At 67.8% G+C, this 13,674-nt stretch carries 19 protein-coding genes; 16 read left to right on the top strand and 3 right to left on the bottom strand.

The annotated features are described in order from the left end of the window. Positions 1 to 3 precede the first annotated feature (3 nt). Both J7E45_RS05435 and J7E45_RS05430 read right to left on the bottom strand, forming a co-directional pair. Complete coding sequence (locus J7E45_RS05435; protein WP_091035189.1) at positions 4 to 1,674, bottom strand: MDR family MFS transporter; 1,671 nt, start codon at positions 1,672 to 1,674, stop codon at positions 4 to 6. After that, on the bottom strand, positions 1,675 to 2,286 hold the full coding sequence (locus tag J7E45_RS05430) for a TetR/AcrR family transcriptional regulator (RefSeq protein ID WP_215067699.1): 612 nt from the start codon (positions 2,284 to 2,286) through the stop codon (positions 1,675 to 1,677). A gap of 176 nt (positions 2,287 to 2,462) precedes the next feature. On the opposite strand from J7E45_RS05430, the gene J7E45_RS05425 reads away from it, so the two are divergent. The 9 genes from J7E45_RS05425 to J7E45_RS05385 all read left to right on the top strand — a co-directional run bounded on the left by J7E45_RS05425 (position 2,463) and on the right by J7E45_RS05385 (position 6,545). Further along, positions 2,463 to 2,906, top strand: coding sequence for an Asp23/Gls24 family envelope stress response protein (locus tag J7E45_RS05425; RefSeq protein WP_237682523.1), 444 nt, complete (start codon positions 2,463 to 2,465; stop codon positions 2,904 to 2,906). Further along, entirely contained in the window at positions 2,903 to 3,094 is a 192-nt protein-coding gene (locus tag J7E45_RS05420) for a hypothetical protein (protein ID WP_215067696.1), read from the top strand. Before J7E45_RS05425 ends, J7E45_RS05420 begins: the two co-directional genes overlap by 4 nt. Beyond that, positions 3,091 to 3,438 (top strand): hypothetical protein, encoded by a 348-nt coding sequence (locus J7E45_RS05415; RefSeq protein WP_167634861.1) that lies wholly within the window; start codon positions 3,091 to 3,093, stop codon positions 3,436 to 3,438. The genes J7E45_RS05420 and J7E45_RS05415 overlap by 4 nt, the downstream gene beginning before the upstream one ends. Beyond that, positions 3,435 to 4,001 (top strand): hypothetical protein, encoded by a 567-nt coding sequence (locus tag J7E45_RS05410; RefSeq protein ID WP_215067694.1) that lies wholly within the window; start codon positions 3,435 to 3,437, stop codon positions 3,999 to 4,001. The genes J7E45_RS05415 and J7E45_RS05410 overlap by 4 nt, the downstream gene beginning before the upstream one ends. After that, entirely contained in the window at positions 3,998 to 4,615 is a 618-nt protein-coding gene (locus J7E45_RS05405; RefSeq protein ID WP_215067691.1) for a hypothetical protein, read from the top strand. Before J7E45_RS05410 ends, J7E45_RS05405 begins: the two co-directional genes overlap by 4 nt. A 90-nt stretch (positions 4,616 to 4,705) precedes the next feature. Continuing rightward, the gene (locus tag J7E45_RS05400; protein WP_167634864.1) at positions 4,706 to 4,879 is read left to right on the top strand and encodes a CsbD family protein; all 174 of its coding nucleotides are present in this window, start codon (positions 4,706 to 4,708) and stop codon (positions 4,877 to 4,879) included. A 126-nt stretch (positions 4,880 to 5,005) separates the two neighbouring features. Then, complete coding sequence (locus tag J7E45_RS05395) at positions 5,006 to 5,572, top strand: RNA polymerase sigma factor (RefSeq protein WP_215067689.1); 567 nt, start codon at positions 5,006 to 5,008, stop codon at positions 5,570 to 5,572. Further along, positions 5,569 to 6,189 carry an Asp23/Gls24 family envelope stress response protein gene (locus tag J7E45_RS05390; RefSeq protein ID WP_215067687.1) on the top strand — a complete coding sequence of 207 codons (621 nt, stop codon included), beginning with the start codon at positions 5,569 to 5,571 and terminating at the stop codon, positions 6,187 to 6,189. The genes J7E45_RS05395 and J7E45_RS05390 overlap by 4 nt, the downstream gene beginning before the upstream one ends. Further along, positions 6,171 to 6,545: a hypothetical protein gene (locus J7E45_RS05385; RefSeq protein WP_215067685.1), complete on the top strand. Its 375-nt coding sequence runs from the start codon at positions 6,171 to 6,173 to the stop codon at positions 6,543 to 6,545. Before J7E45_RS05390 ends, J7E45_RS05385 begins: the two co-directional genes overlap by 19 nt. Positions 6,546 to 6,599: 54 nt before the next feature. Here J7E45_RS05385 and J7E45_RS05380 read toward each other — a convergent pair whose 3' ends face one another. Further along, complete coding sequence (locus J7E45_RS05380; RefSeq protein ID WP_215067683.1) at positions 6,600 to 7,445, bottom strand: SDR family oxidoreductase; 846 nt, start codon at positions 7,443 to 7,445, stop codon at positions 6,600 to 6,602. A 93-nt stretch (positions 7,446 to 7,538) separates the two neighbouring features. Here J7E45_RS05380 and J7E45_RS05375 point away from each other — a divergent pair, with 93 nt between their 5' ends. The 7 genes from J7E45_RS05375 to glmM all read left to right on the top strand — a co-directional run bounded on the left by J7E45_RS05375 (position 7,539) and on the right by glmM (position 13,668). After that, on the top strand, positions 7,539 to 7,904 hold the full coding sequence (locus J7E45_RS05375; protein WP_215067682.1) for a helix-turn-helix domain-containing protein: 366 nt from the start codon (positions 7,539 to 7,541) through the stop codon (positions 7,902 to 7,904). Between the two features lie 98 nt (positions 7,905 to 8,002). Continuing rightward, positions 8,003 to 9,544 carry an APC family permease gene (locus J7E45_RS05370; protein ID WP_091035170.1) on the top strand — a complete coding sequence of 514 codons (1,542 nt, stop codon included), beginning with the start codon at positions 8,003 to 8,005 and terminating at the stop codon, positions 9,542 to 9,544. Positions 9,545 to 9,586: 42 nt separating this feature from the next. Next, positions 9,587 to 10,471, top strand: a complete 885-nt coding sequence (gene truA, locus J7E45_RS05365; protein WP_215067680.1) for a tRNA pseudouridine(38-40) synthase TruA — start codon at positions 9,587 to 9,589, stop codon at positions 10,469 to 10,471. 12 nt (positions 10,472 to 10,483) lie between these two features. Further along, complete coding sequence (locus tag J7E45_RS05360) at positions 10,484 to 11,152, top strand: endonuclease/exonuclease/phosphatase family protein (RefSeq protein ID WP_091035164.1); 669 nt, start codon at positions 10,484 to 10,486, stop codon at positions 11,150 to 11,152. A gap of 183 nt (positions 11,153 to 11,335) precedes the next feature. Continuing rightward, complete coding sequence (gene rplM, locus J7E45_RS05355; RefSeq protein WP_091035162.1) at positions 11,336 to 11,782, top strand: 50S ribosomal protein L13; 447 nt, start codon at positions 11,336 to 11,338, stop codon at positions 11,780 to 11,782. Between the two features lie 27 nt (positions 11,783 to 11,809). After that, a complete protein-coding gene (gene rpsI / locus J7E45_RS05350; RefSeq protein WP_028502255.1) occupies positions 11,810 to 12,295 on the top strand; it encodes a 30S ribosomal protein S9 in 486 nt (161 codons plus the stop codon). Between the two features lie 14 nt (positions 12,296 to 12,309). Further along, complete coding sequence (glmM, locus tag J7E45_RS05345; protein ID WP_215067678.1) at positions 12,310 to 13,668, top strand: phosphoglucosamine mutase; 1,359 nt, start codon at positions 12,310 to 12,312, stop codon at positions 13,666 to 13,668. Positions 13,669 to 13,674 lie beyond the last annotated feature (6 nt).

Raw genomic sequence — 13,674 nt, 5'->3', positions numbered from 1 at the left:
ACGTCAGCGGACCGTCGGTGTGGGGGCGGTGTCGGTCGGCCCGGCATCCGCCGTCGCGAGATCGTCCGGACGGGCGATGCCGCGCTGCTCTGCTTCCAGCCGCTCCGCCTCCTCGCCGCTGATCGCCTCGCCGCGGGCGACGAGCCCTGCCTGATCGGAAAGGGGGATCTGCTTGAGGAACAGCGACAGCACGAGTGCAAGCGCGATGAAGGGCACGAGGTACCAGAACACCGGTGCCAGGGCATCCGCATAGGCGGTGACGATGCCGTCGCGCACCTCGTCGGGGAGCGTGCTCAAAGTCGCGGGGTCGATCGTGGATGCGGCCTGCGACGCGGCATCCGGCGAGGCGCCGGCCCCGGCGAAGACCCCGGTGAGGTTCTCGGTCAGGCGCGTGGTGAAGATCGTGCCGAACACGGCGGTGCCCAGCGACGCCCCCACCTCGCGGAAGTAGTTGTTCGTGCTGGTGGCCGTGCCGAGCTCGCCCGCGGGAACCGCGTTCTGCACGACCAGGACGACGACCTGCATGATGAGCCCGAGTCCGGCGCCGAACACGAACAGGAACGTGCAGATCAGCCAGATCGGTGTCGCCGCCGACAGCGTGGTCATCGAGACCATCGCGATGCCGGTGATGATCGTGCCGAGGATCGGATAGATCTTGTACTTGCCGGTCTTCGAGATCGCGATGCCCGAGAAGATCGACGTGCCCATGAGGCCCACCATCATCGGGATCATCAACAGACCGGATTCCGCCGCCGAGGTGCCGGACGACATCTGCAGGAAGGTCGGCACGAAGCCGATCGCCGCGAACATCCCGATTCCGAGCACCAGCCCGATCGCGGTCGCGTTCACGAAGATCGGATTCCGGAAGAGACTGAGCGGGATGATCGGGTCCTTGACCCGCGATTCCGTGATGACGAAAGCCGTGGCTGCCACGATCAGGCCGGCGCCCCAGGCCCAGGTGGCCAGCGAGTCCCAGCCGAACTCCTTGTCGCCGCCGAAGTCGGTGAAGAAGATCAGGCAGGTGGTCGCGATGGAGAGGAAGATCACGCCGAAGATGTCGATCGGCTTCTCGGCCTTCTTGCTCGGCAGCTTCAGCGCGACGAGCGCGATGATGAACGCGGCGATGCCGACGGGGATGTTGATGTAGAACGCCCACTGCCAGGTCAGGTGATCGACGAAGTAGCCGCCGAGCAGCGGACCGGCGACGGCCGACAGACCGAACACGGCGCCGAGCGGGCCCATGTACTTGCCGCGCTCGTTGGCGGGCACGATGTCGGCGATGATGGCCTGCGACAGGATCATCAGACCGCCACCGCCGAGGCCCTGCAGGGCGCGGAAGACGACGAACATCCAGAAGTCGGTGGCGAAGGCGCAGCCGACCGAGGCCAGAGTGAACAGCGCGATGGCGACCAGGAACAGATTGCGTCGGCCGAGGACGTCACCGAACTTGCCGTAGATCGGCATCACGATGGTCGTGGCGAGCAAGTAGGCGGTGGTGATCCAGACCTGGTGGTCGACGCCACCGAGCTGCCCGACGATGGTCGGCATGGCGGTCGAGACGATGGTCTGATCGAGGCTGGAGAGCAGCATGCCCGCGATGAGGGCGCTGAAGATGATCCAGATGCGGCGCTTCGTGAGCAGGAAGGGCGCATCCTTCGTGGCGGTGGCGGACATTCAGTGGGCTTTCTGTGACGGTGCGTAGAGCGAACGGGCGAGGTCGAGGCGTCGGGCGATGAGGTCGCTGAACGGCTCGGTGGACTGGTGGTGCAGGAGCTGGTCCATGCTCATCCGGACGAGCGCGCCGACGGTGTGCACGATCACCTCGGCGCGGAGCTCGGCGTCGGCGTCGTCTCGGGTGCGGCGGACGATCAAGCCCATGTCGCGACGCTCGTTCTTCGCGAGCTGCTCGAACGCGGCCTTGAGCAGACGCGGCTCCTGCTCGATCACGGCGAACATCGCCGGAGCATCCTCGACCGGGTTGAACAGCTCGAAGCGTCGGATCGTCAGCTGGATGAAGTCGTCGAGCAGGTCGCCCTGCTGAGAGGCGAACTCCTCTTCGAGGGCCTCCTGGCGCGAGTCGATGGTGGCGAACCCGAAGACCGCGTTCTCCTTGCTCTCGAAGTAGTTGAAGAAGGTGCGTCGGGACACACCCACTTCGGCGCACAGCTCCTCGATGGTGAAACCCGCGAAGCCCTGCTCCGTCGTCAGTCGGCGTGCCGCATCGGTGAGTGCGCGGGACGTCTCGCGCTTGCGCTGCTCCCGCAATGAATCTGCACTGTCGCTCATGGAGTGCAATATTGCACTCTCTTCCTTGGAGTGCACTGTGAGCGTCGACTCGAGCGGAGACGGAAAAGTTCTGACGAATCTGTGACGTTCTTCTCGCGGCATCCGTCCTAGTGGTGTCGCTGAACGGCGACCCGCACTCCGCAGGGGGATCGGATACACGGATGAAGGAGCTCGAGATGGCGAATGTGACCGGCAGTACTCAGCCCAAGACCCAGATCGTCGCACCGCAGTTGGGGGCTGCTGCGGGCAAGACCACGATCGAGGACGCGGTGGTGGCGAAGATCGCCGGCATCGCTGCTCGCGAGGTCAGCGGCGTCTACGCACTCGGTGGAGGCGCCGCACGCATGGTGGGAGCCATCCGCGAGGCGCTCAACACGGCCGATCTCTCGCAGGGGATCAGCGTCGAGGTGGGCGAGACGCAGGTCGCGGTCGACGTGACGATCGTCGCCGAGTACCCGGTCTCGCTGCAGAAGGTGGCGGATGACGTCCGCGCCGCCATCCACCGCGCCATGGTGGAACTGGTCGGCATGGAGGTCGCCGAGGTCAACGTGACCGTCAACGACGTGCACATCCCCTCCGACGACGAGGGCGACGGCACGCAGGAGACGCGAGTCCAGTGACCGCGTCGGTGATCGGCGCGGCGGCCGCGGCTGCCCTCGTGCTGACCTGGGTGGCCCTGGGCTTCTGGGCCTTCGTGCTCGTGGCCCTGGCGATGCTGGTGGGCGCGGTCGTCGGCCGCATCATCGACGGTCGGCTCGACCTGCGGGCGCTCGCCGAGGTCTTCCGGGGCCGGCGCTCCTCCTCATGACGGCCGACAGCTCATCCCGGGCGGAGGCAGACGCCGTCCGGGGGACGACGACCTTCACCGCCCGCGCATTGCAGCGGCTCGCCGTCGGCATCGCGCACGATGTCGCCCGGGTATCGGCCCGCGATGTCGGGGTGCAGCTGTCGGATGAGCACGGTGCACTGCGGATCGCGGTCACCGTGCCCGTGGCCAGGGCATCGAAGCGGGGAACGGACCTGGTCACCAGCGGAGAGGATCTCCGCAACGGTCTGATCGAGGGCATGCGAGAACTGGCCGGCCGTGAGGTCGGCGCCGTGGACGTCCGGTACTCGGGCGTGCGGCGGAGCACCGAGAGGAGAGTGCGATGACGAACGAACAGGCGACGTATCGCCGCGTCCTGCGCCGGGAGACGCACGCGTCCCGGACGGCCTCGTCGATGGGGGTCGCATCCATCGGTGCCGTGCTCCTGATCGCGCTGCTCGCGGGCGCCGTGTGGTGGCTCGTCGACGGCGGCTTCCGCGACACGGCGGCTCGCCGGCTCGAAGAGATCGCGATGGGGGTGCAGCAGCCGGCAGTGCTGTTCGGCGTCGGCGGAGTGCTGACGGTGCTCGCCGTCGTGCTCCTCGCGCTCGCACTGCTCCCGGGGCGACGGGCACGGCGGGCACGCATCACCGAACGGACCGCGCTGCTCGTGGACGATGGCGTGATCGCCGATTCGATCGCTGCGGCGGTCGCCCGTCGTGCCGGAGTCGACCGCAGCCGGGTGTCCGTCTTCGTCGGCCGACGCACGGTCGAGGTGCGCATCACTCCGACCAGCGGCGTCTTCGTCCGGGTGGCCGACGCGGAGGACGCGGCGAGCGACATCCTCGCCGGGATCGGCTTCTCGGCCACCCCGCGCGTGGTCGTCGAACCGAACGGAGTGGTGGCATGAACGCGACGAACCGATTCGTGAACCGCAGTGTGCTCTTCCTCGTGGGTGCGGCACTGCTGATCGCGGGAGTCGTCGCGCTCGCCGCAGGGGTTCTCGCCGCGGGGGATCCGCCGCCCTGGGTGCGGCGGCCGGCGTCAGAAGTCGCGGCCGCGTGGGAATCCGCTCGCGGCTGGACCTGGCAGGTGATGGGCATCGGCCCGGTGTCGGTGCTGCTGCTGCTCGCGGTGGCCGCCGTGCTGGTGCTGACAGTACTGCTGGTGGTGTTCCTGATCTCGCGCCGACGTGGGCGCTCGAAGACCCTGCTCGACGTGCATACCGCCACCGGGCGGACGACGGTCGATCGCAACGTGGTCGACGCCGTGCTCACCGGGCCTCTGGTCCGGCGACCCGATGTGCTCTCGGCCCGCACCGGCACCTACCGTGTCGGTCAGACGCGCGCGGTCGAGCTGGCGGTCATCGTGCGGCCGGGGGCACCGCTGGCAACCGTCGTCGCGGCGGCCGAGGCGGCGATCGACGAATGGGACGAACTGCTGGGGTCCCGCATCCCGATCCTGCTGCACCTCTCGGATCGGCGCTGGCGCGAAGGATTCCGCTCGCCGATCAGGGTGCGGTGATCGGGCGCGACGGCGACACAGACCAACGCACGGACCACGTGCGTGAGTAAACGAACCCGAGATCCGGGTGCGATGAGAAAAGGAGACGCCATGGGCGCTGAAGACAAGATCAAGGCCGCTGCGGAGAAGGTCGCCGGAAAGGCGAAGGAGGCCGTCGGCAAGGTCACCAACGACGACAAGCTCGTCGCCGAGGGCAAGGCCGAGCAGGCCAAGGGCGAGGTCCGTGACACGGCCGAGAACGTCAAGGATGCGTTCAAGAAGTAACGGGTGCGGGGAGGGATCCGAACGGCTCCCTCCCCGATCACTCCCAGGTCGGTCGGCGAGGATCCGATCCGGTGAGGCGTCGGTTCCGAATCTCCTGTGGGACTCGGATCGAGGGGTGGGGAACAGATGGAAGAGGAACGCTTTCGCAGAGCGCTCGAGCACGCCGACGACGGCATCGTCGCCGGACGCGCGATGGACGGCGACGTCGAAGCCTTCGCCGTGCTCGTGCGGAGATATACGCCGATGATGCGCGCCTACACGCAGCGGATGCTGAACGCCTCGGCCGACGTCGACGACATCGTGCAGGAGTCGTTCGTCACGGCCTGGCAGCGGTTCGGCGAGCTCGACGACCCGTCCAAGGTGAAGAGCTGGCTGATGCGCATCGTGAGCCGGAAGGCGGTGGATCGCATCCGCGCGACCCGACCCGTCGTGGACATCGACTCGATCGATCGCCCGGCGCCGCTGCATGCCTCGCCCTCGGCGGTGGTCGAGGTGCGCGCCGGGGTCGCCGCCGTCGGTGCCGCGCTGCGCGAGCTGCCGGAGGCTCAGCGCGAATGCTGGGTCCTTCGCGAGATCGGCGGGTCCTCCTACGAGGAGATCTCGGAAGAGCTGGGCATTCCCGTCTCGACCGCGCGAGGGCTGCTCGCGCGGGCCCGGAAATACATGATCGTACGGATGGAGGAGTGGCGATGACCGACGAGAGAGACATCCCCGAAGTCCGCCGTCTCGGTCTGGAACCGAGCGATCTCGACGGGCACACGCTCGACGAGCTCACCGACTACCTCGAAGCGGGACGACAGCCCTCCGACCGCTCGATCGACGAGTCGCCCGGCTGTCAGCTGGCGCTGGACGCGCTCGAACGACTGCACGGCCTCGGTGCGGAGCTGATAGCCGCCGAGACCGCCGCAGAACCGGAGGTCGATGCGAGCTGGGTCGACCGCATCCTCAGCGGCATCGCCATGGATGCGCGCTCGGGTCGGCGCATCCCGTTCGAGTCCCCGGATCCGTCGACGGATCTCGGGATCACCGAGGGCGCGGTGCGCGGACTCATCCGCTCGGCCGAGAGCACCGTGCAGGGACTCCTCATCGGGCGCTGCCGCCTCATCGGCGACGTGACGGTCGCGGATGAGCCGATCCGCGTCGAGATCGACGCCAGCGCGCTGCACGGTCAGCCGATCCCGGTGATCGCCGACCGCCTCCGCGCCGAGGTCGATCGGGCCCTTCGCGCGCACACGGAGTTGAACGTCGTCGCGATCGACATCGCGATCCGGGACATCAGGGAGGTGTCGTCATGGACGCAGGAGAGCTGAAGGCGGCGGACGTGCAGGTCGAACTCGCTGCCGACCTCGAGACGGCGGTGCGAGCGTCCCCCGGGGTGCGCTCCGTGTACCGCTCCGGTTCGCTCATCTCGAACCTGCTGCGCGCGGGAGCGGCGGCACTCGGCGGGCGACCGGAGGACGAGCCGCTCGTGTCGGTCGCTCCCGTGGGCGACGGCGTTGCGGTGGAGGCATCGATCGGGGTGGATTCCGCTGCCGGATCGGCGGACACCCTTCGCGCCGTGCATGCCGCGATCGATGCGGTGCTCGCGACGCGGGGCCTTCGGCGGGACAGTGTCACCCTGACGGTCGTGCACGTGCAGCCTGCAGAAGCAGCGCCTGCAGGGTGAGACGAGGGATGCCGCCCTCGGAGAAGAGCGGCATCCCTCGGAACCCGGTGGCGATCAGGCGATCGCGCGCAGTCCCTCGACGAGCGGGGTGGTGGGGCGTCCGATCAGGCGCGCGAGCGTCCCGTCGGTCTCGGCCAGCGCGCCATCGCGGATCCCGGCGTCGAGCGCGGCGACGAATCCGGCGGTTCCCTCATCGAGACCGGCTTCGCGGAGGGCCGCGAGCTGGTCGTCGAACGAGACCGGGACGAATGCGACCTCGCGCCCCGTGACCTCGGAGAGGGCCGAGGCCAGATCGCTGTAGGTCCAGGCGACGTCGCCGCCCAGCTCGTAGACCTCGCCGACGTGTCCGTCTTCGAGCGCGACTACCGCCGCCGCCTCTGCGAAGTCCTTGCGGCTGGCCGAGGCGATCCGTCCGTCACCGGTGCCCGAGGTGAGCACGCCGGTCTCGGCGGCGCGGGCGAGGTCGGCGGCGTAGTTCTCGGTGTACCAGTTGTTGCGGAGGATCACGGCGGGAAGTCCCGCGGCGGCGATCAGCTCTTCCGTCGCCTTGTGCTCGGGCGCCAGGACCAGGTCGCTGGTGGTCGCCTTCGGCGCGCTGGTGTAGATGAACTTGGAGACCCCGGCGGCCTTCGCGGCGTCGATGACCGCCTGGTGCTGGGCTACCCGCTGTCCGACCTCCGATCCGGACACGAGCACGACGGTGTCGACGCCCTCGACGGCCGCGGCCACCGAGGCGGGGTCGGTGTAGTCCAGGCGCACGACGCGCACACCGAGGTCGGCGGCCTTCGCGGTGTCGCGGGCTCCGGCGACGATCGACTGCGGGTCGGCGCCGCGCTCGAGAAGGCTGGCGATGATGAGGCGTCCGAGGTTGCCGGTCGCGCCGGTGACGAGGATGGTCATGAGGGTCCTTTCGTAAGTGACACCCTCGACAACCTCGAGACGGGCATTGCGCATTCCGATCTGCGGGTACCCACTTTGAAGTAAGGTACCCACATGACGGTTAGTTTCGCGCAGATAAAGGAATCCACACCGTTCGTGTTCGATCAGAACTGCGGCACGCGGGTCGTCCTCGACCACATCATGAGCAAGTGGGGTGTGCTCGTGCTCTCCTGCCTGTCCGACGGCACCCATCGCTGGGGCGAGCTGCGACGAGAGGTCGACGGCATCAGCGAGAAGATGCTCGCCTCGACGCTGCGCACGCTCGCCGAGGACGGGCTCGTGCATCGGGAGTCGCTCCCGACGGTGCCGCCGCACGTCGAGTACAGCCTCACTCCGCTCGGCCGCGATCTCATGGAGCGGATGCTGCCGCTGATGGAATGGGTCGCCGACCATGCCGACGGGATGCTCGGAAGGGCCTGAACCTGCGGAATCCGTCGCGAGCGTGCGCCGTTCGCTGCGGATTCGGTCGGTCGAAGAAACCGTTGACGCGATAACCGTGGTGGCTCTACTGTTCTGACATGGCAGCAACGACGCCCATTCATCTGGAACGACCCGACGGCAAGGGTCTGGCTGCGGGAACCCTGGGACTCTGGGGGTCGACCGTCATCGGTCTCGCCTCGACGGCCCCGGTCTACTCGCTCGTCGCGACGCTCGGCTTCGTGGTGCTCGCCGTCGGTGCGCAGGCGCCGATCGCCTTCATCATCGCCTTCGTCCCGATGCTCCTGATCGCCTTCGCGTATCGAGAGCTCAACAACGCCGTGCCCGACTGCGGCACGACCTTCACCTGGGGGACCAAGGCGTTCGGGCCGTGGGTGGGCTGGATGGGCGGCTGGGGCGTGGCGGTCGCCGGAATGGTCGTGCTCGCCAACCTCGCCCAGATCGCCTCGGTCTACTTCTGGTCGCTGATCGGACAGGACCTCGAGAACAACGACTGGCGCGTGGTCGTCGTGGCCGTGCTCTTCATCGCCGCGATGACCTGGGTCAGCTGGCGGGGCGTCGAGATCGGCGAGCGCATCCAGAACATCCTGCTCGGCATCCAGTACCTGGCGCTCGCGATCTTCGTGGTGACCGCGCTGTGGCAGTTCTTCGCCGGGACGGCACCGAACCCCACTCCCTTCTCCTGGGAGTGGATGAACCCCTTCGCCTTCACCGACTGGTCGGGCTTCACCGAGGCCATCCTGCTCGCCCTCTTCATCTACTGGGGCTGGGACACCTGCCTCGCCCTGAACGAGGAGACCAAGGACCCGAAGCGCATTCCCGGCCGCGCTGCGCTGCTGACCACCGTCATCCTGCTGGTCACGTATGTCGCCGTCACCATCGCGGCCATGATGTACGCAGGGCTGGGGGAGAGCGGCACGGGCCTCGGCAACGAGGCGAACGCCGACGACTTCTTCCTCGCGATCAAGGACGGGCTGCTCGGCCCGTTCGGCTGGGTGCTGGTGGTCTCGGTGATCATCTCGGCGATCTCGTCGACGCAGACCACGATCCTGCCGACCGCCCGCGGCACGCTGGCGATGGGCGTCTACCGCGCGCTGCCGGCGAAGTTCAAGGAGGTGCACCCCACCTACAAGACGCCGTCGTTCTCGACGATCGTGATGGGCGTCGTCGCCTCGGCCTACTACATCGGCATGACGCTGATCAGCGACAACATCCTGCAGGACTCGATCCTCTCGCTCGGGCTCGCGATCGCGTTCTACTACGCCATCACGGGCTTCGCGTGCGTCTGGTATTTCCGCAAGGATCTGACGTCGTCGCCGCGGGACTTCTTCTTCAAGGGGCTCTTCCCGCTGCTGGGCGGGCTGATGCTCACCTGGGCGTTCGTGCAGTCCGCGATCGACATGTGGGACGTCGACTATGGCTACACGGTGCTGTTCGGGATCGGCGGCACCTTCGTGATCGGCGTCGGCTCGCTCGCGTTCGGTCTGGTGCTGATGTTCGTCTGGTACCTGTTCCCGCGGTCGAAGCGGTTCTTCCGCGGCGAGAGCCTGAACCGCGAGACGCAGGTGATGGTGCCGGACGAGCCCAGCGTCACGATCCGCTCGATCGACGGCGGCATCTGAGGGTCGACCAGGCGCCGGACGGGCTTGTCCTAGGCTTGCTCCGTGCGCATCCGGCTCGACATCGCCTACGACGGCACCCACTTCCGAGGGTGGGCGAAGCAGCCGACGCTCCGCACCGTGCAGGGGACTCTCGAGGCGGCTCTCGCGCGGATCGTCGGCTCCGACGTGCAGTTCGTCGTCGCGGGCCGCACCGACGCGGGAGTGCACGCCAGCGGTCAGGTCGCGCACGTCGATCTCGACGAGAAGCAGTGGTCGCGCATCGAGGCCAGGCAGGGGCGAGCTCCGCTGGCTCCGGCGGAGACCATCGCCGGGCGCATGCGCGGGGTGCTGGGTGCCTACTCCGACGTCACCGTCACGAAGACGTCGATCGCTCCCGAGGGCTTCGACGCCCGGTTCTCGGCGGTGTGGCGGCGTTACCGCTACCGTCTCGCCGATGCGCAGGCCGGATTCGATCCACTGCGCCGGCACGATACGACGAACATCCGCGGGAATCTCGACGAACAGGCGATGGATGCCGCGGCCCGCAGCCTCATCGGCCTGCACGACTTCGCTTCGTACTGCAAGCCGCGCGAAGAGGCGACGACGATCCGCACGCTGCTCGACTACCGCTGGGTACGTGATGCCGAGGGCGTTCTCGTCGCCGAGGTCAAGGCCGACGCGTTCTGCCACAGCATGGTGCGCGCACTCGTCGGCGCGTGCGCGGCGGTGGGGGAGGGACGCCTCGACGTCGAGGACGTCGTGGTGCTGCGCGACGCCCTGACGCGCACCAGCGAGTTCAAGGTCCTGGCGGCCCGCGGACTGATCCTCGCCGAGGTCGGGTACCCGGCCGACGAGCTGCTCGCCACGCGCGCGGAGCAGACGCGGGCTCGACGTGACGGTGCGAGCCGCGTTCGCGATCCGGAGCCGAGGCACAGCAGGGGCGAGTAGCGTGGAACGGTCATGAAGGTCATCTCGTACAACCTCCAGAAGCACCGGGCGGCCGGTGAACTCGCCGCCATCGTCGGCGAGCACGACCCCGACATCCTGTGTCTGCAGGAGTGCGACGTGCCCGAGCTGCCCGCGCAGATCGGCGACCTCGTGCTGGCGGATGCGACGCAGGGCAACCGTCTCGGGCTCGCGCTGTTCTACCGGTCGAGCGCCTACCACCTGCAGTCGATCCGCACTCTCGGGTTGAAGAAGTCGCTGCACGACCGCATCGCGAAACCTGCTCATGAACGCGTGCTGGGCGCGCGGCTGCGTGACATCGACGACGCGCAGGATTTCATCGTGGCCTCTTTCCATGCCGCGCCGCTGACGGCGTTGAACTCACTGCGTCGGCACCAGATCCGCGCGGCGCTCACTGAGCTCGCGACGCTCGGCGAGGGGTTGCCGCAGCTCATGGTCGGCGACTACAACTACCCGATCTTCAAAGAGAACCTGGGTCAGGCCGTGCGTGACCACGGGTACGCGCTCTCGCTCAGCGACGACCACACCTACACGCGCTACCGCGTGTTCCGCGGGCACTACGACTTCGCGACCTCGGCCGGGTTCGAGATCGAACGCATCACGACGCTGCCGCAGGGGTCGAGTGACCACCGCCCGATCCTGGTCACTGTCAAGCCCGACTGACCCGGTGGTTTGAGCATCCGCGCCCGGTGGCGTATGATTTCCCTTTGGTGCCTTTCCCGTTCGCGGGATGGGGGCATCGTCCGAACGTGAGCCCTCCACTGGCGTGTTCCTCCCTGTAGGGAAGAACCACCCCGGAGTGGGATTCACGAACTTCTCCGTTCGACACAAGAAAGCAGCACTATCGTGACGCGCACTTACACCCCCAAGGCTGGCGAAGTCCAGCGCGATTGGGTCGTCATCGACGCCACCGACGTCGTTCTCGGCCGTCTGGCTTCGCACGCCGCTACGCTCCTGCGTGGCAAGCACAAGCCGACCTTCGCCAACCACATCGACTCGGGTGACTTCGTCATCATCGTGAACGCCGACAAGGTCGCGCTCACCGGTCAGAAGCTCCAGAAGAAGCTGGCCTACCGCCACTCGGGTTACCCGGGCGGCCTCAAGTCGGTCACCTACGCCGAGCTGATGGAGAAGAACCCGGTCCGCGCTGTCGAGAAGGCCATCCGTGGCATGCTCCCCAAGAACAGCCTCGGCCGCCAGCAGCTGTCCAAGCTCAAGGTGTACGTCGGTGCTGAGCACCCGCACGCCGCGCAGCAGCCGCAGACGTACACCCTCGACCAGGTCGCCCAGTAAGCGCCGTAAAGACTTAAGGACATACTCGTGGCTGACATCCAGGACACCACCGAAACCCCCCAGAACTTCTCGACGTCGACTCCGGAGACCGACGTGGTCGAGGCGGCTCCCCGCCCCGTCCTCAGCGTCCCGGGTGCCGCTGTCGGCCGTCGCAAGCAGGCCATCGCCCGCGTGCGCATCGTCCCCGGCTCGGGCACGATCACGGTCAACGGCCGCACGATCGAGGACTACTTCCCGAACAAGCTGCACCAGCAGCTGATCAACGACCCGTTCACGGTGCTGAACCTCACCGGTGCATACGACGTCATCGCGCGCATCTCCGGTGGTGGCCCCTCGGGTCAGGCCGGCGCGCTCCGTCTCGGCATCGCTCGTTCGCTGAACGGCATCGACGAGGAGAACAACCGTCCGACCCTGAAGAAGGCCGGCTTCCTCTCGCGCGACGCTCGCGTCAAGGAGCGCAAGAAGGCTGGACTCAAGAAGGCCCGTAAGGCGCCTCAGTACTCGAAGCGTTAAGGTCCACTGCTCCGATGCCGATCTTTGGCACGGACGGCGTGCGAGGACTTGCCAATGGCGTCCTCACCGCCGACCTGGCGCTCACCCTGGCCCAGGCGACTGCTGTCGTCCTGGGCCAGGGCCGTACTGCGGAGGCTCGCAAGGCCGAAGGCAAGCGACTCACCGCAGTGGTCGCCCGGGACCCCCGGGTCTCCGGACACTTCCTGACCTCGGCCGTCTCGGCCGGGCTCGCCTCCTCGGGAGTCGACGTGCTCGAGGCCGGCGTCATCCCGACCCCGGCGCTGGCGTTCCTCGTCGCCGACCGTGACGCCGACTTCGGTGTCATGATCTCGGCGTCGCACAACGCCGCTCCCGACAACGGGATCAAGATCTTCGCCCGTGGGGGCCGCAAGCTCCCCGATGAGGTCGAGCAGCGCATCGAAGAGGCCATGCACGGCGAGATGCTGCGCCCGACCGGCGCGGGCGTCGGCCGTGTCGACCGCTTCTCCGACGCGGAGGACCGCTACGTCGTGCACCTCCTCGGCTCGCTGCCGAATCGTCTCGAGGGCATCCACGTGGTGCTCGACTGCGCCCACGGCGCGGCATCCGGCGTCTCGCCCGAGACGTTCCGCGATGCGGGCGCCGAGGTGACGGTCATCGGGGCAGATCCCGACGGCTGGAACATCAACGACGGAGTCGGCTCGACCCACCTCGACAACCTCGCTGAGGCTGTCGTGCGTCTGGGAGCCGACATCGGCATCGCCCACGACGGCGACGCCGACCGCTGCCTCGCCGTGGACGCCGAGGGCAATCACATCGACGGCGACCAGATCATGGCTATCATCGCGGTGTCGATGAAGGAGCGCGGACGCCTCACCGACGACACCCTCGTCGCGACCGTCATGAGCAACCTCGGCCTGCATGTCGCGATGCGCGAGCACGGCATCACGGTGCGTCAGACCGCCGTCGGCGACCGCTACGTGCTCGAAGACATGAACGAGGGCGGATACGCGCTCGGCGGCGAGCAGTCCGGACACGTCATCATGAGCGAGTACGCCACCACCGGTGACGGCATCCTCACGGGCCTCCACCTGGTGGCCGAGATGGCACGACAGAAGAAGTCGATCGCCGAGCTCGCGTCGATCATGACCGTGTACCCGCAGGTGCTCATCAACGTGCGCGACGTCGACAAGGATCGGGTCGCAGACGACGAGGTCGTGCAGCAGGCTGTGCGCGACATCGAGGACGAGCTGGGTGATTCCGGCCGCGTGCTGCTGCGCAAGTCCGGCACCGAGCCCCTGGTGCGCGTCATGGTCGAAGCCGCCGATGCGGAGTCGGTGCACGCCTACGCCGGACGCCTGGCGGAGGTCGTCCAGGAGCGCCTCTCGCTCTGACACTCG

The organism is Microbacterium sp. ISL-59 (genome assembly GCF_018613945.1).
GTDB lineage: Bacteria > Actinomycetota > Actinomycetes > Actinomycetales > Microbacteriaceae > Microbacterium > Microbacterium oxydans_B.
The sequence above is the reverse complement of the archived record's forward strand: the minus strand, read 5'-3'. Positions and strand labels throughout refer to the sequence as shown.

Bases quoted from the DNA above. Each gene is read 5' to 3' on its own strand.
- J7E45_RS05410 (WP_215067694.1), top strand. From the start codon at position 3,435: ATGACGAACGAACAGGCGACGTATCGCCGCGTCCTGCGCCGGGAGACG.
- J7E45_RS05385 (WP_215067685.1), top strand. From the start codon at position 6,171: ATGGACGCAGGAGAGCTGAAGGCGGCGGACGTGCAGGTCGAACTCGCT.
- J7E45_RS05425 (WP_237682523.1), top strand. From the start codon at position 2,463: ATGGCGAATGTGACCGGCAGTACTCAGCCCAAGACCCAGATCGTCGCA.
- J7E45_RS05400 (WP_167634864.1), top strand. From the start codon at position 4,706: ATGGGCGCTGAAGACAAGATCAAGGCCGCTGCGGAGAAGGTCGCCGGA.
- J7E45_RS05435 (WP_091035189.1), bottom strand. From the start codon at position 1,674: ATGTCCGCCACCGCCACGAAGGATGCGCCCTTCCTGCTCACGAAGCGC.
- J7E45_RS05430 (WP_215067699.1), bottom strand. From the start codon at position 2,286: ATGAGCGACAGTGCAGATTCATTGCGGGAGCAGCGCAAGCGCGAGACG.
- J7E45_RS05360 (WP_091035164.1), top strand. From the start codon at position 10,484: ATGAAGGTCATCTCGTACAACCTCCAGAAGCACCGGGCGGCCGGTGAA.
- J7E45_RS05395 (WP_215067689.1), top strand. From the start codon at position 5,006: ATGGAAGAGGAACGCTTTCGCAGAGCGCTCGAGCACGCCGACGACGGC.
- J7E45_RS05370 (WP_091035170.1), top strand. From the start codon at position 8,003: ATGGCAGCAACGACGCCCATTCATCTGGAACGACCCGACGGCAAGGGT.
- J7E45_RS05375 (WP_215067682.1), top strand. From the start codon at position 7,539: ATGACGGTTAGTTTCGCGCAGATAAAGGAATCCACACCGTTCGTGTTC.
- J7E45_RS05380 (WP_215067683.1), bottom strand. From the start codon at position 7,445: ATGACCATCCTCGTCACCGGCGCGACCGGCAACCTCGGACGCCTCATC.
- J7E45_RS05390 (WP_215067687.1), top strand. From the start codon at position 5,569: ATGACCGACGAGAGAGACATCCCCGAAGTCCGCCGTCTCGGTCTGGAA.
- J7E45_RS05405 (WP_215067691.1), top strand. From the start codon at position 3,998: ATGAACGCGACGAACCGATTCGTGAACCGCAGTGTGCTCTTCCTCGTG.
- J7E45_RS05415 (WP_167634861.1), top strand. From the start codon at position 3,091: ATGACGGCCGACAGCTCATCCCGGGCGGAGGCAGACGCCGTCCGGGGG.
- glmM (WP_215067678.1), top strand. From the start codon at position 12,310: ATGCCGATCTTTGGCACGGACGGCGTGCGAGGACTTGCCAATGGCGTC.